Source organism: Aerophototrophica crusticola, from assembly GCF_012913305.1.
GTDB lineage: Bacteria > Pseudomonadota > Alphaproteobacteria > Azospirillales > Azospirillaceae > Niveispirillum > Niveispirillum crusticola.
Genome location: NZ_CP051775.1, coordinates 715,463 through 736,660 on the forward strand (window position 1 = coordinate 715,463; position 21,198 = coordinate 736,660).

The window sequence follows — 21,198 nt, forward strand, 5'->3', positions numbered from 1 at the left end:
CGCCCGTTCCAACCGGGCGGAAATGGGGCGTCGGTCCCTCGTTCTGGGTGGATATGGGATAACATGGGCCGCTATGGGCGTCAACGCCACCAAGTCAATAATGGTCAAGGCTCTTTAAGAATTATCCACAGCGTGTGGATAGGTCTGGGGGCTTTCTGGGGATGAATGCGGATAAGGTTGCCGAGCCCACAGGATTCCCAAGGAGAATCGGCAGTGGATGCTTTGTCGGACTTGTTTTGTTCTTTTAAAACTCACCAGAAGAGGTATCCCAGGCTCTTTGCCGGGACTTGTACCGCTGTCGCCCGCGGTAATGCGCCGTTTGAGCCCTGGACGGGCTATCGGCCGCCTGAAAGAGGGGGGAACCGGCCAGGGCCGCCCCTGTGGGGAGTCGTTGTGTGCCCTGATATAACAGCCGAGGCCACAACATATTGTGGGCATCCCACCTTTTTGCGGCGGCTATTGTATCAGGGTGACAGGAAGGCGGCCTGTCCGCCCCTTTCCCATGCCGTCCCATGCCCAATCCGGGATGAAGGCCGGCCCGGTTCCGCGATTTAGGGTATGGTAGTAATCTGTAAGTCAATGCCAATGGACGGAAGTAAAAACGCCAGACGGCCTGTAAGCCGGGTTCTGTCCGCCGGACCGTATCCAGCGTGCTGGACGGTATCCGGGGGATGGCCATTCCTCTGGGGCGCCCGTTGCCGGACGCCTCGACGCGACCCACCCGGGCGGCGGCGCGGAAGTGCGCTTGGCCGGTTGCCCGGCGCTGCCGCCCCTATTCGGTCTTGCTCCCGGTGGGGTTTACCATGCCAGCCCCGTCGCCGGGGCCGCGGTGCGCTCTTACCGCACCCTTTCACCCTTGCCCATGCCGTCCCAGGCCGAAGCCCGGGGCAGACGGGCGGTCTGCTCTCTGTGGCACTTTCCCTGGGGTCGCCCCCGCCGGCCGTTAGCCGGCACCGTACTTCCGTGGAGCCCGGACTTTCCTCCCCACCGCGGGTTTCCCCATTGCGACGGAGCGGCCATCCGACCGTCTGGCGTGGCGGGGTTGTAGACCCCGGATGACGTTGGGGCAAGGGGGTTGGTCACGTCCCCTCTCCCTGGGGAGAGGGTGGCCGCGCAGCGGCCGGGTGAGGGGGACGGGTTCCTCGAGACATACCCCCTCTCCCCGCCGCGGCTTAGGGATTCACACAAATCCAAGATGGTTCTGGATCAACTGCTTGGTCGGTCAAATCGGGTAACGAGGCGCCTGGGACCAAGTGTGTTTGGAAAACGGATTTCAACGGATCAAAACGGATTGAACGGATATTGCAAATTATTATAAATCATCGTTGATAATGTTGTCCATTGCCGATTAATGTTTAATGGCGAATGAGTTGCTCCAAATAACTATTTTATCCGTTACAATCTGTTCTGATCCGTTTAAATCCGTTTTCCCCACACACTTCTCCGCAGCGCCAGACCGATCCTCCAAATGCTCGCCCCATTTGGCTTTGAAAGCTGGCGTCGCTCAGAACTGTGTGAATGCCCACCCCCCCGGGAGAGGGGTTGGGGTGAGGGGTGCCGGGCGCAGGCCAAAGGCTGGTCCCCACGCCCATCTCCCTCACCGGCGCTGCCGCGCCGCCCTCTCCCCAGGGAGAGGGCTACCGCCGCGTCGCCGTCGGCTCCCTTATGCGGAGACAGTCGTCCCGTTCGCCGGGCAGTACTCCCGCACCAGCGCCCGCAGCCTTGCCACCGTTTCCGTGTCGGGCTGGCCGGTCAGGCGGGCGGGGCGCCAGTGGCGTTGGAAGGCCAGCAGGGTCTTTGCGGCGGCACCGTCCCATGCGGTCCCATCCCATGCCGTCCCATCCGGCTTTTCCCATGCCGTCCCATAGCCGACCCGGCCCAGCAGCTCGCGGATCTCCGCATTGCTCCACGAAGCCATGTCCTGGCCGTTCGGCTGCGGCCAGGCACCGATGCCGGCGGCGGCCAGGGAGGGCCAGTCGAACAGCTCGCCCGGGTCCTCCTTGCGGTCGGGGGCCACGTCGCTGTGGGCCAGCACGTGCAGGGGCGGGATGGCGTATTCCCGCACCAGCTCCCCCGCCAGCAGGATCAAAGACGCCATCTGGGCGATGGGGAAGGGGCGGTAGCCGAACTCGTGGCCGGGGTTCACCAGCTCGATCCCGATGGAGCGGCTGTTGATGTCCGTCTCCCCCCGCCAGCAGCCGCGGCCGGCGTGCCAGGCGCGCTTGTCCTCACGGACCAGGCGGTAGACGGTGCCTTCCTCGTCGATCACGTAATGGGCGCTGACCTGGGCTTCCTCATCGCACAGGCGGTCCAGCGCGTCCTCCGCGCTGCGCATGCCGGTATAGTGCAGGACCAGCATGTCCGGCCGGATGCCGCCGCGGCGGGGGCCGAAGTTGGGGGAGGGCAGGTCGACGAGGCGCATGCGTCACGAACTCATGTGGTGCTGCGGCCGGGGGTCAGCCTCGGCCGCCGAAGGATGATGACACCGACGCCGCCGATCGTCAGCAGCCCGCCGACCAGCAGCTTCCAGGTCAGGGGCTCGCCCAGCGCCAGGATCCCCCCGCCCACCCCGAAGATGGGCACCAGCAGCAGGAAGGGGATGGTCTGGTTCACGTCGAACCGCTTCACCAGCGGGTACCAGAACGCATAGGCCAGGATGGTCGCCATCAGGGCGAGATAAAGAAGGCACAAGGCCCCCATCCAGCTCAAGTCACGCAAGGCCTCTATTTGCCCCTGCTCCAATAGAAAGGATTGCAGGGCCAGTTGCGGCACGGCGAACAGGGCCATGTAGGCGTTCAGCGTCTTCCAGTCCACGTCGCCCAGCCACTTCAGCTGGATATTGGAAAAGGCGAAGGCCAGGGCCGCCCCGATCACCATAAGCAGGTGGGGCGTGCTGGTCCGCCCGTCCGGGATACCGGCGATCACCGCCACGCCGGCGAAGCTGATCGCCATGCCCAGGGCTCGGCGCCAGCCCAACTGGTCCTTGAAGAAGATGGCCGCCAGGATGGAGGCGAAGGGCACCTGGAGTTGGATGGCGATGGAGGCGGTGGAGGCGTCCACCATCCGAACCCCGCTGAAGATCAGGGGGAAGTGGATGCCGCCCATCACCACGGAATACAGGAACAGCGCCCGCCACTGGTTCCCCCTGGGCAGGCGGGCCAGCGGCAGCAGCACCGCCGCCGCCAGGGAGAAGCGCAACGCCATCAGGAAAAGGGGCGGCAGCTCCGTCATCGCCACCTTGGCGACGACGAAGTTGAACCCCCAGATGGCCATGACGGTGACGGCCTGGAGAATGACGATCGGGGTCATCTGGTGCAGGGGGGCAACGGGTGGGATACCAAAGCTTACCGGCAGGAGCACCGGTTGGGGCCATGGTTAAGGCTGGACCCTGGGATGCGCCCGCGCACATGCCCCGTCGGTCGATGCCGAGCGCCGCGAGGCCCGACAGATATGGCCTTCGGAGTCATGCTGTCGGGCTTCCGCTCCGCTTCAGCCGCGACCTACGACCAGCCCGTCACGGAATCCGCAACAGCGCCTTGATCTTGAGCTTCACATGGGCGGTGAGCCCGTCGGGCGCCCTCTCCCCGAACACGCAGCCACGCTCCAGCCAGGACAGGCTCTTGACCTGGTCACACAGCACGGCGCCCTTCGTCTTGCCGCCCGCCGGTACCGGCTGTTCCAGGGGATAGCCCTTGACCTCCGATGTGATCGGGCAAACGACGCACAGGCCGACGCGCTTGTTGTAGGCGCGGGGAGAAAGCACCAAAGCGGGGCGGTGGCCCTTCTGCTCCCGCCCGGCCTGGGGGTCGAAGTCCAACCAGACAATGTCGCCGTCATCAGGGCAATAGGGCTCTGCGACTGCGGCCGACATCAGGGGAACTCGTTCCCCACGGCCTTGCCGGTCGGGACCTCACCATGGATGTTGTCGTCCGTGATGCCGGCTAGAAGTTCGTCGAGGTCATAGGTGGGAGGGTCCGCCAAGGGCGTGATCACCAACTTCCCATCTTCCACGCGCGCATCCACGCCCGCCCCCTCGGCGATGCCCAGGTCCTTGGCGTAGGCGGTGGGTATCCGCAGGGCCAGGCTATTGCCCCAGCGGGCGAGTTGCAGGTGCATGGCACGCCTCCTTTGTGGGAGTCTCTACAACGTAGATACAAGCGGGTGGATGGTCAAGCGCCGTAGGTCGGATTAGCAGAGCCAGCCGCGTAATCCGACGGCCATGCCGGCGTGCGTGGGGATGTCGGATTACGCTTCGCTAATCCGACCTACGAGCCCAACTCCTCCTTCAGCGCCTCCAGCTCCAGCCAGCGGTCCTCGGCGGTGGCGAGGTCGGCCTGGGCGGTGTGCAGGTCTTCGGTGGCCTTTCCGAAGCCCTTGGCGTCCTTGGTGTAGAAGGCGGGGTCGGCCAGCTTGGCTTCCAGGGTCTTGATCTTCTTTTCCAGGGCGGCCATGCGGGCGGGCAGTTCCTCCAGCTCGCGGGCCTCCTTGAAGCTCAGCTTGGTCTTGGCCTTGGGTTGGGTGGGGGACGCCTGGGGCCTGGGGGCCTGCTTGGCGGCGGGGGCAGCCTCCGCCTCCTTGGCGCGGCGCTGGGTCAGGTAATCGCTGTAGCCGCCGGCATACTCCGTCACGTCGCCGTCGCCCTCCACGGCGATGGTGCTGGTCACCAGCCGGTCCAGGAAATCGCGGTCATGGCTAACCAGCAACAGCGTGCCCTCATAATCGGACAGCACCTCTTCCAGCAGGTCGAGGGTGTCCATGTCCAAATCGTTGGTGGGCTCGTCCAGGACCATCAGGTTGCTGGGCTGGGCGAACAGCTTGGCCAGCAGCAAGCGGTTCCGCTCCCCGCCCGACAGGGTGCGGGTGGGCTGGTCCATCATGCTGGGGTCGAACAGGAAGTCCTTGAGGTAGCTGGCGATGTGGCGGGGCTTGCCGCCCACCCAGATATTGTCGCCCCCCTCCGGCAGCAGCACCTGGCGCAGCGTCTCGTTGGGGTCGAGCTGGGCGCGGCGCTGGTCGAAGACGATGGTCTGGAGGTTCGTCCCGGTGCGCACGGCGCCGCTGTCCGGCGCCAGCTCCCCCACCAGCATCTTCAGGATGGTGGTCTTGCCGGCCCCGTTGGGCCCCACCAGCCCCACCCGGTCCCCGCGCAGGATGCGGGTGGAGAAGCCGCGGCAGATCACCCGCTCCCCCCCGTCGGCCAGGGGGAAGGTTTTGGAGATGTCCTGCGCCTCGATCACCAGCCGGCCGGACACGTCGGACTCGGCCACGCCCAGATTGACCTGCCGGGCGCGCAGGCGGTTGGCCCGCTCCCCCCGCATGTCCTGCAGCCGGCGGACACGGCCCATGTTGCGGGTGCGGCGGCCGCTGATGCCGCCCTCCCACATCCATTTCAGCTCCGCCTTGATCTTCTGGTCCTGCTTGTGCCAGGCGGCCTCCTCCGCCGCGATCACCTCGTCCCGCCAGGCCTCGAACTGGTCGAAGCCGCGCTCCGTCTCCCGCAGGGTGCCGCGGTCCAGCCAGAACAGGCGCTTGGACAGGTTGGACAGGAACTTGCGGTCGTGGCTGATCACCAGCAGGGCGCCGCGGAACTGCTGCAACTCCCGCTCCAGATACTCGATGGTCGGGATGTCCAGGTGGTTGGTGGGCTCGTCCAGCAGCAGCACGTCCGGCTCATCCACCAGGGCGCGGGCCAGGGCGGCGCGGCGGGATTCCCCGCCCGACAGGGTGGCGCAGGCCCGGTCGGGGGGAAGCTGCATGGACTCCAGCACCGCCTCGACGCGATAGGGCTCCGGCTCCAGCAGCCCCGCGGCTACGAAGTCCGCCACGGTGGCGTGGCCGGTGAAGTCCGGCTCCTGCGCCAGGTGGGCGATGCGGGCGCCGGGCTGCACGAAGCGCTCCCCCGCATCCACCTCCACCTCCCCGGCCAGGCATTTCAGCAGGGTGGACTTGCCGCTGCCGTTGCGGCCGACCAGGCAGACCTTGTCGCCGCGGCCGATGGTGAAGGTCACGTCGCGGAACAGGGTGGTGGCGCCCATGCTGACGCTGGCACCGGTAAGCCCGGCGAGGGGAGGGGAAGCGGCCATGTCTCTGTCTTGTTCGGGATGGTTCAGGCGCCGGCGGCGGCCCGGTGCGCCTTCTCGATCTTTTCGTACGCGGCGTTGATGGCCGCCATCTTTTCCTGGGCCAGGTCGATGAATTCCTGCGGCAGGCCCTGGGCGATCAGCCGGTCCGGGTGGTTCTCCCGCACCAGGGTGCGGTAGGCGGTCTTGACTTGGTCAAATCCGACCGTCGGGGCAACCCCCAGCACCGCATAGGGGTCCCCCAGCGGGTCGGCGATGCCGCAACGGTCGCCGCCATGGATGCGGCGTGTCTGCTCGAACTCCTCCGGCGTGAAGCCGAAGATGTCCGCCACGCAGCGCAGGTAGGACAGCTCCCCGGAATGGATCACGCCATCGGCGGTGGCGATGTGGAACAGGCCGCCGAGCAATTCCTCCAGCACCGGCTTGCGGTCCTTGAACATGCCGGCCAGCTGCTTGGCATAGGTCTCATACCCGGCGCTGTCCCGCTTCGCCAGGTCGAACAGGCGGCCGACATTCTTCAGCTCATCCGGCGGCACGTGGAAGACGCGCTTGAAGGCGTCCACCTCCAGCGTGTGCACCACCCCGTCGGCCTTGGCCATCTTGGCGCCCAGCACGATGACGCCCACGGTGAAGGCAATGGTCTTGGTCTGGTCGGGCTTGCCCTCGGCATCCATGCCCTGGGGGGTGTCCATCTCCCGCAGCTCATCCACCGCGTGGCCGGCCAGCGCGCCCAACAGGCCGCCGATGGGCCCACCGATGGCGAAACCCGCCGCCCCGCCCAGGATCTTTCCCCAGATGCTCATCGACCATGTGCCCCGCTTCTGCCGGCGACACCATACCGGCGGCAGGGGCTTTCGCCAACGCGGAAGGAGGGTGCTGACACGGGCGGCGCTATCTCGCATCTGCGAAAGGAGCAAGGCAGCCCTTCCGCGCAGACGGCCGACATTAACTTGTCATTGATAAGGATGGGGCCATGTTGCAGTGCAGCGTGTTTATTCGCTGTCGCACAATTCAGGCCCGGGCCGTCCGGGCCGGGAGTTCGCTGTCATGCCCGTCTACCGCAAGCTCATGCCCGGCGAGGGCCGGCTCTATGCCGACCACCTGCTGCGCCTGCCATCGGCGGACCGCCGCGCCCGCTTCATGGGCGCCATCAATGACGACGCCATCCTCGCCCATGTGGACCGCATCGACTGGTCCAAGGCCATCCTGATGGCCGCCCTGGTGCAGGGAGAAGTGCGTGCGGTGGTGGAGCTGCGGCGGGAGCAGGCCTTCGGCGGGGCGGCGGAGCTGGCCGTCAGCGTGGAGCCGGATTGGCAGGGCCAGGGCCTGGGCACAGAGCTGGTGCGCCGCGCCCTGACCGTGGCGCGCAACCGGGGCATCCGGCGCATCTACCTGTACTGCCTCGCCGACAACCGCCGCATGCAGAAGATCGCCCGTCGCCTGGACGGCCGGCTGGGCTATGAGGGCGGGGAGGTTCTGGCCGACATCGACCTGGCCCCCGCCAACGGCCTGACCCTGTCGCAGGAGATGCTGGACACCGGCTCCGTCCCCGTCAGCATCTGGCTGGACCGTTGGGAAGGCTTGGGCAAGCGGGCGGCGTAAGGGTTTACCTCAGGCCTGTCTCCCGGCACACTCCCGCCCCTTCGGCAGCAGGAGCGGGCAGATGGCGGACGGGCGCTGGCAGTTCTGGATCGACCGGGGCGGCACCTTCACGGACATCGTGGCCCGCCGCCCTGACGGCACCCTCGCCACCCACAAGCTGCTGTCGGAAAACCCGGAGCGCTATGCCGACGCCGCCGTGCAGGGCATCCGCGACCTGCTGGGGTTAGGGGACGGGGACCCGGTCCCGGCCGGCCAGATCGCCGCCGTCCGCATGGGCACCACCGTCGCCACCAACGCCCTGCTGGAGCGGAAGGGGGAGCGGACGCTGCTGGTCACCACGGCGGGCTTCCGCGACCAGCTCCGCATCGGCTACCAGGCCCGGCCCAAGATCTTCGCCCGCAAGATCGAGCTGCCGGAACAGCTCTACGCGGACGTGCTTGAGGTGCGGGAGCGGGTGGGCGCCCGGGGGGAGGTGCTGGTGCCCCTCGACCTGGATGGCGCGAAGGCCGGGCTGGAGCAGGCCTTCGCCCAGGGTTACCGGGCCTGCGCCATCGTGTTCCTGCACGGCTACCGCCACACGGCGCATGAGGCGGCGGTGGCGGCCTTGGCCAGGGAGGTGGGGTTCACCCAGGTTTCCGCGAGCCATGAGGTCAGCCCGCTGATGAAGTATGTGGGCCGCGGCGACACCACCGTGGCTGACGCCTACCTCTCCCCCATCCTGCGCCGCTATGTGGACCGGGTGGCGGCGGCGCTGCCTGGGGTGCCGCTCTATTTCATGCAGTCCAGCGGCGGGCTGACGGAGGCCGCGCGCTTCCAGGGCCGGGATGCCATCTTGTCTGGTCCCGCGGGCGGCATCGTGGGCTGCGTGCGCACGGCCGGGGCCGAAGGGTTCGACCGGGTCATCGGCTTCGACATGGGCGGCACCTCCACCGACGTCAGCCACTTCGCCGGGGAATATGAGCGCAGCTTCGAGACCGTGGTGGCCGGGGTGCGGCTGCGGGTACCCATGCTGCGCATCCACACGGTGGCGGCCGGCGGTGGGTCCATCTGCCGGTTCGACGGGACCCGGTTCCGGGTGGGGCCGGAAAGCGCCGGGGCCAACCCGGGGCCCGCCTGCTACCGCCGCGGCGGGCCGCTGGCGGTGACCGACTGCAACGTCATAGTCGGCAAGCTCCACCCCGCCCTGTTCCCCGCCGTCTTCGGCCCGGGCGGGGATGAGCCCCTGGACGCGGGCGTGGTGCGGGAGCGGTTCGAGGGCTTGGCCCAGGAGATCGAGGCGGCCACGGGCAAGCGCATGGCGCCGGAGGAGGTGGCCGCCGGCTTCCTGCGCATCGCGGTGGAGAACATGGCCCAGGCCATCAAGCAGGTCTCCGTCCAGCGCGGCTATGACGTGACCCGCTACGCCCTGAACTGCTTCGGCGGGGCGGGGGGCCAGCATGCCTGCCTGGTGGCGGACGCGCTGGGCATGACCACCGTCTATCTGCACCCGCTGGCGGGGGTGCTGTCGGCCTACGGGATGGGCTTGGCCGACCTGGTGGCGTTGCGGGAACAGGCGGTGGAGGAGGGGCTGGGGCCGGACCTGCTGCCAAGGCTGGACGGCTTGTTCGACCGGATCGGGCAGGCCGCGACGGAGGAACTGCGCGCCCAAGGCGTCCCACCCGACGCCGTGGCCCTGCACCGCCGCGCCCACATCAAGGTCGCCGGCACCGACGCGGCCCTGGAGGTGGCCTACGGGTCGCTGGCGGAGTTACGTGACCGCTTCGCCCAAGCCCACCGCCAACGCTTCGGCTTCGACCTGCCCGACCGGCCGCTGGTGGTGGAGGCGGTAAGCGTGGAGGCGGTGGGACGGGGGGCGGACGACGCGGGCCGAGGTGCCCCCTCTCCCCACCGAGGAGAGGATTGGGGTGAGGGGGTGACCCCGCCTGATCCAATCTCGACGGTGAGCACCTACACCGCCGACTCCTGGCACGACACGCCGGTGTTCGACCGCGCCGCCCTGCCTCCCGGCAGCCTCATCGACGGCCCGGCCATCCTGCGCGAACCCACCGCCACCACGGTGGTTGAGCCCGGCTGGCAGGCGCGGGTCACGGCGGCAGGCGGCCTCGTCCTGACCCGCGTGGTGCCGCTGCCCAAGCGCGTCGCCGTGGGCACGCAGGCCGATCCCGTGATGCTGGAGGTGTTCAACAACCTGTTCATGTCCATCGCGGAGCAGATGGGCCTGGCGCTGGAGAACACGGCCCACAGCGTCAACATCAAGGAGCGGCTGGATTTCAGTTGCGCCATCTTCGACCGTGGCGGCGGGCTGATCGCCAACGCGCCGCACATCCCGGTCCATCTGGGCAGCATGGGCGACAGCGTGCGGGCGGTGATCGCCACCCGTGGGGAGTCCTTGCGCCCCGGCGACGCGGTGATGCTGAACAACCCCTACCGCGGCGGCACCCACCTGCCCGACGTGACGGTGGTGACGCCGGTGTTCGACCAAGCCGGGCAGGAGTTGCTGTTCTGGGTGGCCAGCCGCGGGCACCAGGCGGACATCGGCGGCATCACCCCCGGCTCCATGCCGCCGGACAGCACGACCATTGAGGAGGAGGGCGTGCTGATCGACGACTTCCTGCTGGTGGAGGGCGGCCATCTGCGGGAACAGGCGGTGGTCGACCTGCTGACCAACCACAGATACCCCGCCCGCAACACGGCCCAGAACCTTGGCGACCTCCGCGCCCAGGTGGCCGCCAACGCCCGGGGGGCGGGGGAGCTGCTGCGCATGGTGGACTTGTTCGGGCGGGAGACGGTGGAGGCCTACATGGCCCACGTCCAGGCCAATGCGGAGGAACAGGTGCGCCGGGTCATCGGCGTGCTGAAGGACGGGTCCTTCACGGTGGACCTCGACAGCGGCGCCAAGGTCCAGGTGGCCGTCACCATCGACCGGGAGAAGCGCTCCGCCAGGATCGACTTCACCGGCACCAGCCCGCAGCAGCCCGGCAACTTCAACGCCCCGGCGGCCATCGCCCGGGCCGCGGTGCTGTACGTCTTCCGCACCCTGGTGGAGGACGACATCCCCCTGAATGATGGCTGCCTGAAGCCGCTGGAGATCGTGATCCCGCCAGGGTCCATGCTGAACCCCGCCTATCCCGCGGCCGTGGTGGCCGGGAACGTGGAGGTCAGCCAGGCGGTCACCAACGCCCTCTATGGCGCGCTGGGGGTGCTGGCCGCCGCGCAGGGCACCATGAACAACTTCACCTTCGGCAACGACCGCTACCAGTATTACGAGACCATCTGCGGCGGGTCCGGCGCCGGCCCGGGCTTCGATGGGACGGATGCCGTCCACACCCACATGACCAATAGCCGCCTGACCGACCCGGAGGTGCTGGAATGGCGCTTCCCCGTGCTGTTGGAGAACTTTCGAATTCGAAACTCGTCGGGCGGGGCAGGCCGCTGGCGGGGTGGCGACGGGGTGGTGCGGCGCATCCGCTTCCTGGAGCCCATGACCGCCGCCATCCTGGCCAACAACCGCCGCGTCGCCCCCTTCGGCCTGGACGGCGGCGGCGACGCGCGCCCTGGCGCCTGCCGGGTGGAGCGGGCAGATGGCACGGTGGAGAACCTGCCCGCCACGGCCAAGGTGTACATGGGGGCAGGCGACGTGTTCGTCATCGAGACGCCGGGGGGCGGCGGGTTCAGTGCCGCCTGACCGCCCCCAAACCCTGCTGACTACCCCATTCTATCGTGTTAAGTTATCCGTGGCCGAAAACGGCCACCCCGGGGAGCATGGTCCAGACGTCCCCGGCTGTCGCCAAAACGGGGCATGACATGACCAGCTTGACCGGCACGGGCGCGCGCCCGTCCTTGGCCCTGGGGCCTATTCCAGCAGCTTCTCCTTCCAGGCCATGGCGCTCAGCGCCAGCACCAGCAGCACCGCGATCAGCGTGGGCAGCGGCGGCAACAGCCTGTCCTTCCAGTCCAGCAGCGCCAGCCTCAGCGCCGTCTCCTTCAGCTTCAGCGCGGAGGCGCAAGGAATGTTCGGGAGCCTGCCCGGCGGCGGGCGCGGCGTGCCGGCGGAGCGGGCGCCCGACCCGAAGCTGGACGCGGCCAAGGGGGCGGCGGACAAGCTCCGGGCCATCCTGGACGACCCCATGAAGGCGGTCATGAAGGCCATTGACGCCCTGACCGACGATTTCGGCGACATGTTCAAAGGGATGGGCTTCGACGACGGCACGGCGGGCAACCTGGCCAAGAAGGTCGGGCCGATGATGAAGCTGAAGGCCCTGACCGGCGGGCCGGAGGCGCTGGGCCTGGAGTTCCAGGCCATGCAGTCCGTCACCGCGATCGAGTTCCGGCAGGTGGAGGTCAGCTTCCGCCAGGGGCCGGAGGGCACGTCCCTCTCCGTCAACATGCAGTCCATCAGCTTCCGCAGCGAGACGACGGTCATCGGCATGCGCCTGAAAGGCCCGCCGGAGACGGACCCACTGATCCTGGACCTGGACGGCAACGGGGTGGAGACCAGCCCCTTCGCCAAGCTGTTCGACATCGACGCCAACGGGAAGAAGGACGTCACCGGCTGGGTCGCCGGCAAGGACGCCCTGCTGGCCTTGGACCGCAACGGCAATGGCAGCATCGACGACGGCGGGGAGCTGTTCGGCGACCAGCACGGGGCCGAAAACGGCTTCATCGAGCTGGCCAAGTTCGATGGGAACGCCGACGGCGGCATCGACGCCAAGGACTGGGTCTTCGGCAAGCTGCACCTGCTCTCCGCCGACGGGGGCCTGCGCACCCTGGAGGAAGCCGGGGTGGCCCGTATCAGGCTGGACGCCGTGGTCCCGGTGGATGAGGCCATTGCCGGCGGCACGGCCATCGCCCGCTCCAGCTTCGACTTCGCCAACGGCCGCACCGGCCGGGTGGACGACGTGCGCTTCGCCGCGCGCCTGGATGTGGTGGCCTGACGCTGCCCCCCAAACGCCCCTGGATCAGGGTCCGGGACAGGCTCGCGCCCGCCTTCCAGAGCGTGTTTACGCTGGCCGTGAACACGCTCCGGCGGCGACTGCCGCCGCGCGCCCACATGGGCGCGGAAGCCAAGCCGCGGATGCGGCGCCGGCGTGTGAGGAACACGAAAGGATAGACCCGTTTCCAGTCTGCGGGAGACGGGTCTAGGGCCAAGCCTTGCACCTCTGTCGCCCTTGGGCGGGTTTACCTTCCCGAGGAGAACCGTGGAAGGGGAGGGGCCTGGTGTCGTCCTGGTGGCTGTTGCCCGTGTCGTTGCCCCTGGCCTTCATCGTCGGGCTGGCGGCACAGAAGGGCTCCATCTGCGCCGTGGCGGGGGTGGAGGAGCTGCTGTCGCGCAAGCGGCCTGACCAGCTCCTGGCCATCCTGGCCTGTGCCCTGTGGGTGGCGGTGGTCACGGTGCCGCTGCACTGGCTGTCCCCGGGCTACCGGCTGGCCAGCAGCCTGGACACGGACTGGGCAATGCTGGCGGGCGGGGTGGCTTTCGGGGTCGGTGCGGCCGTCAACAAGGGCTGCGCCCACAGCACGCTGAGCCGCTGCGCCTCCGGCAACGTGGCCGGTGCCATGACGGTGCTGGGCATGCTGGCCGGGCTGATCCTGCTGACCCTGCTGCCGGTCATGGTCAGGTCGGTGGAGCGGCTGGAGACGCCGTCGCCCCTGACGGTGCCGCAGCCCTGGTCGGCGGCGCTGGTGGCGGCCCTGGCGCTGGTGGGGGCGGTGCTGGTAGCAGGGCTGGTGCGCCGCCGCGCCTGGCGTGATGCCTGGGCCCGGCCACGTTGGAACCCCTATGCCGCCACCGCCGTGATGGGGGTCGCCGGCGGAAGCCTCTATGCCTTGCACGGGCCCTGGACCTACACGGCCCTGCTGCCCCGGGCCCTGGGCCAGCCCGTCTCCCCCGACAGCCCGCCCACCTGGCTGCCCTTCGTCCTGACCCTGGCGGTGATGGCCGGGGGCATGGTGTCTGCAACGCTGGCGGACCGGGTGCGGCTGCGCTTCTCACCCAAGGACGGGGTGCGGTTCTTTGCCGGCGGCATGCTGATGGGGGCCGGCGGCGCGCTGGCCGCGGGCGGCAACGACGTGCTGGTGCTGCACGCCCTGCCGGCCCTGGCCGCCCACGCCCTGCCCACCTACCTCGCCATCATGGCGGGGGTGGCCCTGCTGCGGGTGCCGCGGCGGTGGCGGAAGAAGGACTGAAGCCTCACGGCTTCCGCGCCTTCCCGTCATGGGGGCCCAGCGGCCGGGCGGGCCAGTCCTTCCAGTGCCGCTCCCCGATCTCTGCCGCCCGCCGGGGGTGCAGGGGATAGTAGACCTTGTTGTCGGCGCGCTTGTGCTCCCCCACCACCAGCAGGCGGACGTCACGGTCGCTGTTGTTCAGGATGCAGTGCGTCTCCCCCGTGCCGGGCTTGAAGCCGACGCCGTCGCCGGGCCCCAGCCTGTGCAGGTGTCCGTCCAGCCAGAGGTCCGGTTCCCCTTCCAGCACATAGACGAACTCCTCCTCCGTGCTCTCGGCATGGGGCCAGCTGGTGCGGCGGCCGGGGGGCAGCACCTCATGGTGGATGCCGATGCGGGCAAAGCCGAACACGCGGCCGAAGGGGCTGCCGATGGACATCAGCTCCGTGTCGCCGGGATAGGTGGCGTCGTCCGGTTCCTGGATTTCCGTCCAGTGCCGGATGCAGGCGGGGCGGGGGAGGGATGTGGTCATCGGGGGCCTCTGCGGCTTGGCGGGGGACCGGTCGGGCCGTACGGTAAACCCTCCGGACCATAAGGGAAGGGGGTTCCCGGCCATGCCCGACATCCAGGTGATCGCCCTGTTCATGGCGGCGGCCATCGCCCTGAACCTGACCCCCGGGCCGGACATGCTGTTCTGCCTGGCCAACGGCATGCATCGGGGGCCCAGGGCCGGGGTGGCGGCGGCCCTGGGCGTGGCGGCGGGGGCGCTGGTCCATACGCTGGGGGCGGCCTTCGGGCTGGCCGGGCTGCTGCTGGCCTCCCCCCTCCTGTTCGAGGCGGTGCGCTGGGCGGGGGCGGCCTATCTGGCGTGGCTGGCCTGGAAGACCGTCACCGCACCGCCGTCCCCGGTGCGGGACCCGGGCGTGCCGGCCTGCGGGGCGGACCTGCGCCGCATCTTCCTGCGCGGGGCGGTCACCAATATCCTGAACCCCAAGGTGGCCCTGTTCTTCCTGGCCTTCCTGCCGCAGTTCATCCAGCCGGAGGCCGGGCCCGTGGCTGCCCAGGCGGTGCTGCTGGGCTGCCTGATGAACACCAGCGGCACCCTGGTGAACGCCGCGGTGGGGGTGGGGGCCGGCGGCCTGGGCCGGGTCCTGGCCCGCAACCCGGTGGTGGGGCGGGTTCTGAACTGGCTGACGGGCATCGTCTTCCTGGGATTGGCCGTGCGGCTCGGCCTTGCCAGCCGGAACGGGTGAGGCATGCCGGCCTTTGACCCGGAGCTGCTGGCCGCCTACACCGTCGCCGCCCTGGCCCTGTCGCTGGCCCCCGGGCCGGACATGCTGTTCTGCTTCGCCAACGGGGTGGCGCATGGGGCGCGGGGGCATTGGCGGCGGCCCTGGGCATCTTCCTGGGCCTGTGCGTGCATGTCACGGCGGTGACCCTGGGCCTTGCCGGGCTGGTGGCGGCCAGCCCCTTGGCGTTCGAGGCGCTGCGCTGGGCTGGTGCCGCCTACCTGGCCTGGATCGCCTGGAAAAGCCTCACCGCCCCGCCGATGCTGCTGACGGCAGAGGGGCAGGCCACGCCCGTCGCCACGGCGGCCGTGGTCCGGCGGGGCTTTGTCACCTGCCTGCTGAACCCGAAGCTGCTGCTGTTCTTCCTGTCCTTCCTGCCCCAGTTCATCCGGCCGGAGGCGGGGTCGGTGGCGGCACAGACCCTCATCCTCGCCCTGATCCTGGTCGTCCCGGGGCTGGCGCTGAACGCCGCGGTCGGCCTGGGCGGGGGCGGCATCGGGCGCTGGATGGCCCGGCACCCCCGCCTGCTGTCGTTCCAGAGCAAGCTGGTGGGGCTGATCTTCCTGGCGCTGGCCCTTCGGCTGGCCCTGGCACCTCGTGGTTGAGGCCCCCCGGCGGGGTGGGGGACAGGGGCGCCCCGCCCCGGTATAAGGGTCACTCGGGACACTGCCGGGGAGAGGATGCCATGGATGTGGAGCGGTTGCTGGGGATGGTGCTGCGCAGCGGCCTGTCCACCAAGTCGAAGTCCAAGGGCAAGAGCAAGGGCTTCAGCGGCATGGTCAAGAAAGCCGCCTTCTCCAAGGAGGGGTTGACCCTGCTGGCCGGCATCGGCATGGCCGCCTATGAGCATTTCCGCGGCGCGCAGGCCGCCCCGACGCCGCCCACCCCCGCCACCGGCCCTGCCACGCCGCCGCCCTTCCCGGGGGCCAAGGCCGCCCCGCCGCCCTTCGCCGGCGCGCGGGCCCTGCCGGGTACGCCCGACCCGGACCTGCTGCTGCTGGCCATGGTCACCGCCGCCAAGGCGGACGGGGTGCTGGACCCTTCAGAGCGTGCCGCCCTGCTGGAACACCTGCTGCAATCCGGTGCCGGCGCGGAGGAGCGGGCCCTGCTGGACCGGCTGCTGGCCGCGCCCATGGACCTGGACGCGCTGGTGGCCCGGGTGACGGACCCGGTGACCGCGGCAGAGGTCTATGCCGCCTCCCGCCTCGCCATCGAGCCGGACCTGCCGGTGGAACGGGCCTATCTGGCCGAACTGGCCCGGCGGCTGGGCCTGGATGCTGCTATGGTGGCGGAGATCGAGGCGCGGCTGGATGAGGCTGCGGGCTGACCCGGCGCCAAGCGACAACCAGAAACGGCGAGTCATCCCATGACCCAATGGTTCTTCCATGACGGCGAGACCCAGGCCGGCCCGCTGGATGGCGCGGCGGCCACGGCCTTTGCCCGGGCCCACCCGGCCGCCCATTGCTGGCGCCAGGGCATGGCGGAATGGCTGCCGGTCCGCGCCGTGGCGGAACTGACGGGGCAGGCCAGCCCCTGGGGCGGCGCCGCCATGCCCCCGCCGCCCTCGCCCAGCGTCGGCCGCAGCCGGGCGGATGAGATCGACTTCCGCATCTACGGCCAGGAGATGCAGTTCGTTGAGGTGGAGCTGGACCCCGGCGAGTCGGCCGTGGCCGAGGCCGGGGGCATGGTCTACAAGGACCCGGCGGTGGAGATGGCCACCGTCTTTGGCGACGGTTCCGGCGCCGGGACGGGCGGCGGCTTCATGGACAAGCTGCTGGGCGCCGGCAAACGCCTGGTGACGGGGGAGAGCCTGTTCACCACCGTCTTTACCCACCGCGGGTCCGGCAAGGCCAAGGTGGCCTTCGCCGCGCCCTATCCCGGCACCATCCTGCCCCTGAAGCTGTCGGACCTGGGCGGGTCCATCATCTGCCAGAAGGACAGCTTCCTGGCGGCGGCCAAGGGTGTCTCCATCGGCATCCACTTCCAGCGCAAGATCCTCACCGGCCTGTTCGGCGGGGAGGGCTTCATCATGCAGCGGCTGGAGGGCGACGGCTGGGTCTTCGCCCATGTGGGCGGCACGGTGGTGGAGCGGCAGCTCGGCCCGGGGGAGGTGCTGCATGTGGACACAGGCTGCGTGGCCGCCTTCACCCCGTCGGTGGATTTCGACCTGGTCCAGGCCGGCGGCATCAAGACCATGCTGTTCGGCGGCGAAGGGGTATTCTTCGCCACCCTGCGCGGCCCCGGCCGGGTCTGGATCCAGAGCCTGCCCTGCAGCCGACTGGCCGGCCGGATGCTGAGCGCCGCGGCACCTTACGGCAACAAGGGGGAGGGCAGCGTGCTCGGCCCCCTGGGCAATCTGGTGATGGGCAACCGGGATTGAGAGTGGGGTTCCGGCGAACGGAAACCCACTCCGGCGACGACTGCCGCCGCGCGGCTTCGTGGCCGCGTGAGCCAAGCCGCGGATGCGGCGCCGGCGACTGAAGAACACCAATGCCCGGCCCCGCTCCCAGGGCACGGGGCCGGGGGAGGGGGATCACCCCTCCAGCGGCTTCAGTTCCTGCCCGGTCCAGACGAAGTAGCGGGCGTCGTCGCCGGTATCGGCCACGAACAGGCGGCTGTCCTTCTGGAACCTGGCCTTCCCGGCGGTCTTCGGGCCCCAGGTCACGTCGCCGGTGCCCACGTCCACGAAGGCCCATTGGGTGCAGTCCCCGCCGCAGGGCCAGCTTGCCACCGCCAGATGGCCGGCGAAGCTGGCGCCCTTCTCCGCGGCCTTGCGCAGGGCGGTGCGGTATTCCTTGGCGCGGGGGTCGCTGTCCAGGTCCGGCACCGCGGCTTCCGACGCCAGGATCAGGTAGGGCGGGAAGTGCTCGAACCGCGGCTGGGACAGCACGCGGCGCTCCTCCGGCTGCATCTCGTTCACCCGGTAGCCGCCATGGGGCACCGGCGGCCCGGACGTGCAGGCGGCCAGGATGGCCAGCACGGTGATGGCGGATAGGGTCAGGGCGGGGGCGGCGAGGGTCTGGCGGGTCAGCATGGGCGTCGGTCGGTTGGGGGTCCGGGGCAGCTTAGCCCCGAACCGTTAATGCCGATGTAAAACAGGCTTGTGGCGAGGATGTGTCCGGATGCGGACCGATTGCGGCCCGGGCGCAGGATCGCATGGAAGTGCCCGGAACAGGGGTGTATGGCTTATCCACCTACCCCTTCTGAACGGAACCGCGGCATGCGCCTGACGTCCCTGGCCCGACTGGCTCCCCTCGCCCTCCTCATGGCCGGCGTCGCCCCGGCCCTGGCGGAGGAGCGCAGCCCCGCGCCGCTCGTCCAGATACCGCCGGCCTACCCGCCAGACCTGAGCAACCACAACCTGGACGGCAAGGTGCTTGTCCGCTTCGACCTAGCCGATGATGGCGCGGTCACCAACCTGCGCGTCGTGGACTCCTCCCCCGGGCTGGTCTTCGAGCGGGAGGCGCTGGAGGCGGCCCGCGCCTGGCGCTACCTGCCCAGCGGGGCCGACCTGCCCGGGACCCGCCGCCGCGATGTCCGGGTCTGGGTGGCGTTCCGGCTGCGGGACAAGGATGACACGCGGTTCCAGCCAGTGTTCGACATACCGTGCGACAAGGCACCCCTCCGCCTTGCCGGGGCGGAGCGCAGCGAGTGTGAGGCGCTGCCGGGCACGGTGGGCATCGCCGCCGACCTCCCCGGCCGGGCCCGGCTGCGGCTGCGCGCCAGCCTGGCGGACGAGGCCACGGTCCGGAACTGGCTGAAGCCGGTGGCGGCGCTGGCGCGCGGCCGGGTGGGGGAACTGGGCGGCGACGCCCTCGCCGGGCTGCCGGACACGCTCCAGGCCTTCGCCTTCACCCGGCCGGAGGCGGAACTCGGCCTTGCCCACTGCGTCTGGTTCGCCCGCATGCAGCCCCACATGCCGGCCCAAGGCATTCATTCGGGCCAGGTCGGCAGCCTCTGTGCCGCCGAGCCGGTTGATGCCGGCAAGCTCCAGTCCGTCCTGGCCCAGGTCACGTCCGAGCCGCCGAGCGACTTCGCCGCCGCCGTCGCCAAGGCGAGGCGGGCCAAGGAGCCGTTGCCGAAATGGCCCAAGCTGGACGGGCCGCTGCCGGTCGTGGTCCCGGCGGAGTTGGAGGCCCTGTCCCTGTCGGTCCATGGAAACTTCGCCGTCGAGGCCAACCCGGACGGCCAGGTGACCGGCGTCACCACGGTCGCCACCATCCCGGCCCTGCTGTTCGACGACATGCTGCGCGACGGCCTCGCCAGGGCAAGGTTCAAGCCGGCGGGGGAGGGGCAGGCGGTGTTGTCCGGCTTCCCCTTCATCTACGTCAACCTGAGCCAGGCGGCGCCCGACGGGTGGGGGCGGCGCACGATGTCCAACGACTGCCGCACGGCCGCCTTCGACCTGCCCCAGGGGAACCGGCTGCGCTGCACGGGCATCGGGCCCCTGCACCTTGTCTCGGGCGGGGGCATGGACGGCTATTGGGAACTGCTGCTGGACCGCGTCTTGACCGCGAAGGCGGCCCATGCCGACGCCAGGACGCTGGTGGAGGCGGTGCGGGCCACCCCCGCCGGGCAGGCCGCCGGCTTGGGCGAGGTCCGGGCCAAGGATGACGTGGCCTGGAGCCGCTTCGCCAGGAATGGGCGAGTCTGCCTCTGGATGGCCCGGGTGACGGCGGTGGGGGACGGGCAGAACCGCGCCTATGGTACCGTGTGCACCGTGGGGACGGCGGAGGTGGACGTGGACGGGGCGGTGGAGGCGATACGGGGCCTGATCCCCGGCAGGGGCTGACGCCGGCGTGGTGCCCGGGAATGGCGGGTCCTCCCGCCTGCGCCGACCACCCCGCGATTACGTGCCAGGTAATCGCCACCCCCGACCGGAGGGGCTAGCCTCCCCCTATGCAGACCGGCAGGGGAGGGGATGATGGAGTGGGTGGTGAAGGCATGCTGGCTGGCGCTGGCCGCGGTCCACGCGGCCCCGGCGGCGGTGCTGTTCCGGCCGGGCCTGGCGCAGACGCTGTATGGCATCCCGGCAGAGGGGACGGCAGGCCTGCTGGTCAGCCACCGGGCGGGTCTGTTCCTGGCCGTGCTGGTGGTGGCCCTGTTCGCCGCCGCCAGCCCGGGGGCGCGGCGGGCGGCGTCGCTGGTGGTGGGGATCAGTGTGCTCAGCTTCCTGGTACTCTATGCCCAGGCGGGGTTGCCGCAGGGTCCCCTGCGCACCGTGGCGGTGGTGGATGCGCTTGCCCTGCCGCTGCTGGCCCTGGTGACGGTCATGGCGTGGCGGGAGGGAGATGCGTAGAGCGGTTTGCACATGACGTGAACCGATCCGGCGGCGACCGCCGCCGCGCTGGCCCGTGCCCGCTTAAGCCAAGCCGCGGGCGCGGCGGCCGAGGAACGCGAAAGCCTAGAACGGCATGCGCACGCCAACCTTCATGCGCTTGTCCCGGACTTCCAGCTTGCTGGTCAGCTCCACGGGGCCGCCGCCCGGCCGCATGGACATGGACAGGTTGGTGCCACGCAGCCTCCAGCCCATGTCCACCTGGGTGTCGCCGAAGCTGGTAGAGGTGCTGCCGGACAGCGGGTCGATGGGCCGGGCCTCCCGGGGCTTCTCCGGCTCCAGGTTCAGGCGCAGCCGGCCATCGTCATCCTTCTGCTGCTTGCCGGACGGGGTCAGGTCCATCTTCGGCGCGGCGGCGGCCTGGGACAGGGGCACGCCTTCCCGTGCGGTGATGGTGCCGGCCGCGGCTGGTTTGGCCTTCTTCGATTTCGCGTCGCACGGCATGGTGCCCAGCCCCCAGGCCAAGGCCCCCGCAAGGGCGGCGCCCATGGCCAGCCTGAGCCAGCCAGCGGCCGCCTGGTCTTCCCGCCGCAGGGCGACGGCGCGCCCGCGCCCCCGCCCCCGCCTGTTCCCCACCGCCTGTGCCATGGGCACGACAGTCCCCCGCTGCCGGTACGGCATGCGCCCTTACCCCGCTGACTCGCCGGCTGTATTACCGCCCCGCAGTCCCCGGTTTTCCGGGTGTTCCCCAACGGATCGGGCCCTTGGCCGACCATGTTCCCCTGTG

The 21,198-nt window shown here is 69.8% G+C and carries 20 protein-coding genes and 1 other RNA gene; 11 read left to right on the forward strand and 10 right to left on the reverse strand.

Annotated features, from left to right (window positions below; all coding sequences use genetic code 11):
* Window positions 1–600: 600 nt before the first annotated feature.
* The 7 genes from rnpB to HHL28_RS03430 all read right to left on the reverse strand — a co-directional run bounded on the left by rnpB (window position 601) and on the right by HHL28_RS03430 (window position 6,883).
* Window positions 601–1,032: RNase P RNA component class A (gene rnpB, locus HHL28_RS03400), an RNA gene on the reverse strand.
* 631 nt (window positions 1,033–1,663) lie between these two features.
* On the reverse strand, window positions 1,664–2,422 hold the full coding sequence (locus HHL28_RS03405) for an N-acetylmuramoyl-L-alanine amidase (protein ID WP_075770767.1): 759 nt from the start codon (window positions 2,420–2,422) through the stop codon (window positions 1,664–1,666).
* Between the two features lie 11 nt (window positions 2,423–2,433).
* Window positions 2,434–3,309: a DMT family transporter gene (locus HHL28_RS03410; RefSeq protein WP_075770766.1), complete on the reverse strand. Its 876-nt coding sequence runs from the start codon at window positions 3,307–3,309 to the stop codon at window positions 2,434–2,436.
* Window positions 3,310–3,514: 205 nt separating this feature from the next.
* A complete protein-coding gene (gene mazF / locus HHL28_RS03415) occupies window positions 3,515–3,871 on the reverse strand; it encodes an endoribonuclease MazF (RefSeq protein ID WP_075770765.1) in 357 nt (118 codons plus the stop codon).
* Complete coding sequence (locus HHL28_RS03420) at window positions 3,871–4,116, reverse strand: AbrB/MazE/SpoVT family DNA-binding domain-containing protein (protein ID WP_075770764.1); 246 nt, start codon at window positions 4,114–4,116, stop codon at window positions 3,871–3,873. Before HHL28_RS03420 ends, mazF begins: the two co-directional genes overlap by 1 nt.
* 149 nt (window positions 4,117–4,265) lie before the next feature.
* A complete protein-coding gene (locus tag HHL28_RS03425; RefSeq protein ID WP_075770763.1) occupies window positions 4,266–6,083 on the reverse strand; it encodes an ABC-F family ATP-binding cassette domain-containing protein in 1,818 nt (605 codons plus the stop codon).
* Between the two features lie 23 nt (window positions 6,084–6,106).
* Window positions 6,107–6,883, reverse strand: a complete 777-nt coding sequence (locus HHL28_RS03430) for a J domain-containing protein (RefSeq protein WP_075770762.1) — start codon at window positions 6,881–6,883, stop codon at window positions 6,107–6,109.
* Window positions 6,884–7,127: 244 nt separating this feature from the next.
* Here HHL28_RS03430 and HHL28_RS03435 point away from each other — a divergent pair, with 244 nt between their 5' ends.
* From HHL28_RS03435 to HHL28_RS03450, 4 genes are all read left to right on the forward strand, one after another.
* Complete coding sequence (locus HHL28_RS03435; protein WP_075770761.1) at window positions 7,128–7,682, forward strand: GNAT family N-acetyltransferase; 555 nt, start codon at window positions 7,128–7,130, stop codon at window positions 7,680–7,682.
* Between the two features lie 61 nt (window positions 7,683–7,743).
* Window positions 7,744–11,367 carry a hydantoinase B/oxoprolinase family protein gene (locus tag HHL28_RS03440; RefSeq protein ID WP_075770760.1) on the forward strand — a complete coding sequence of 1,208 codons (3,624 nt, stop codon included), beginning with the start codon at window positions 7,744–7,746 and terminating at the stop codon, window positions 11,365–11,367.
* Window positions 11,368–11,563: 196 nt separating this feature from the next.
* Complete coding sequence (locus HHL28_RS03445; protein ID WP_169654696.1) at window positions 11,564–12,616, forward strand: hypothetical protein; 1,053 nt, start codon at window positions 11,564–11,566, stop codon at window positions 12,614–12,616.
* A gap of 283 nt (window positions 12,617–12,899) precedes the next feature.
* Window positions 12,900–13,868, forward strand: a complete 969-nt coding sequence (locus HHL28_RS03450; RefSeq protein WP_169654698.1) for a YeeE/YedE thiosulfate transporter family protein — start codon at window positions 12,900–12,902, stop codon at window positions 13,866–13,868.
* A 4-nt stretch (window positions 13,869–13,872) separates the two neighbouring features.
* Here HHL28_RS03450 and HHL28_RS03455 read toward each other — a convergent pair whose 3' ends face one another.
* On the reverse strand, window positions 13,873–14,376 hold the full coding sequence (locus HHL28_RS03455; protein WP_075770757.1) for a cupin domain-containing protein: 504 nt from the start codon (window positions 14,374–14,376) through the stop codon (window positions 13,873–13,875).
* A gap of 82 nt (window positions 14,377–14,458) precedes the next feature.
* Between HHL28_RS03455 and HHL28_RS03460 the strand changes: the two genes are divergently transcribed.
* The 5 genes from HHL28_RS03460 (at window position 14,459) to HHL28_RS03480 (ending at window position 17,513) form a co-directional block, all read left to right on the forward strand.
* A complete protein-coding gene (locus HHL28_RS03460) occupies window positions 14,459–15,097 on the forward strand; it encodes a LysE family translocator (RefSeq protein WP_075770756.1) in 639 nt (212 codons plus the stop codon).
* A 3-nt stretch (window positions 15,098–15,100) separates the two neighbouring features.
* On the forward strand, window positions 15,101–15,280 hold the full coding sequence (locus HHL28_RS03465; RefSeq protein WP_169654700.1) for a hypothetical protein: 180 nt from the start codon (window positions 15,101–15,103) through the stop codon (window positions 15,278–15,280).
* Window positions 15,226–15,738, forward strand: a complete 513-nt coding sequence (locus HHL28_RS03470; protein WP_169654702.1) for a LysE family translocator — start codon at window positions 15,226–15,228, stop codon at window positions 15,736–15,738. Before HHL28_RS03465 ends, HHL28_RS03470 begins: the two co-directional genes overlap by 55 nt.
* A gap of 80 nt (window positions 15,739–15,818) precedes the next feature.
* Complete coding sequence (locus HHL28_RS03475; RefSeq protein WP_083699036.1) at window positions 15,819–16,460, forward strand: tellurite resistance TerB family protein; 642 nt, start codon at window positions 15,819–15,821, stop codon at window positions 16,458–16,460.
* 39 nt (window positions 16,461–16,499) lie between these two features.
* Window positions 16,500–17,513 carry a TIGR00266 family protein gene (locus HHL28_RS03480; RefSeq protein WP_075770753.1) on the forward strand — a complete coding sequence of 338 codons (1,014 nt, stop codon included), beginning with the start codon at window positions 16,500–16,502 and terminating at the stop codon, window positions 17,511–17,513.
* Window positions 17,514–17,666: 153 nt separating this feature from the next.
* Here the strand turns inward: HHL28_RS03480 and HHL28_RS03485 are convergent, their stop codons facing one another.
* The gene (locus HHL28_RS03485) at window positions 17,667–18,167 is read right to left on the reverse strand and encodes a hypothetical protein (protein ID WP_075770752.1); all 501 of its coding nucleotides are present in this window, start codon (window positions 18,165–18,167) and stop codon (window positions 17,667–17,669) included.
* Window positions 18,168–18,353: 186 nt separating this feature from the next.
* Here HHL28_RS03485 and HHL28_RS03490 point away from each other — a divergent pair, with 186 nt between their 5' ends.
* Both HHL28_RS03490 and HHL28_RS03495 read left to right on the forward strand, forming a co-directional pair.
* Window positions 18,354–19,925 (forward strand): energy transducer TonB, encoded by a 1,572-nt coding sequence (locus HHL28_RS03490; protein WP_075770751.1) that lies wholly within the window; start codon window positions 18,354–18,356, stop codon window positions 19,923–19,925.
* A gap of 129 nt (window positions 19,926–20,054) precedes the next feature.
* Window positions 20,055–20,432 carry a hypothetical protein gene (locus HHL28_RS03495; protein ID WP_075770750.1) on the forward strand — a complete coding sequence of 126 codons (378 nt, stop codon included), beginning with the start codon at window positions 20,055–20,057 and terminating at the stop codon, window positions 20,430–20,432.
* 105 nt (window positions 20,433–20,537) lie between these two features.
* On the opposite strand, the gene HHL28_RS03500 is transcribed toward HHL28_RS03495, so the two are convergent.
* Window positions 20,538–21,092, reverse strand: a complete 555-nt coding sequence (locus tag HHL28_RS03500) for a hypothetical protein (RefSeq protein WP_169654704.1) — start codon at window positions 21,090–21,092, stop codon at window positions 20,538–20,540.
* Window positions 21,093–21,198: the final 106 nt, after the last annotated feature.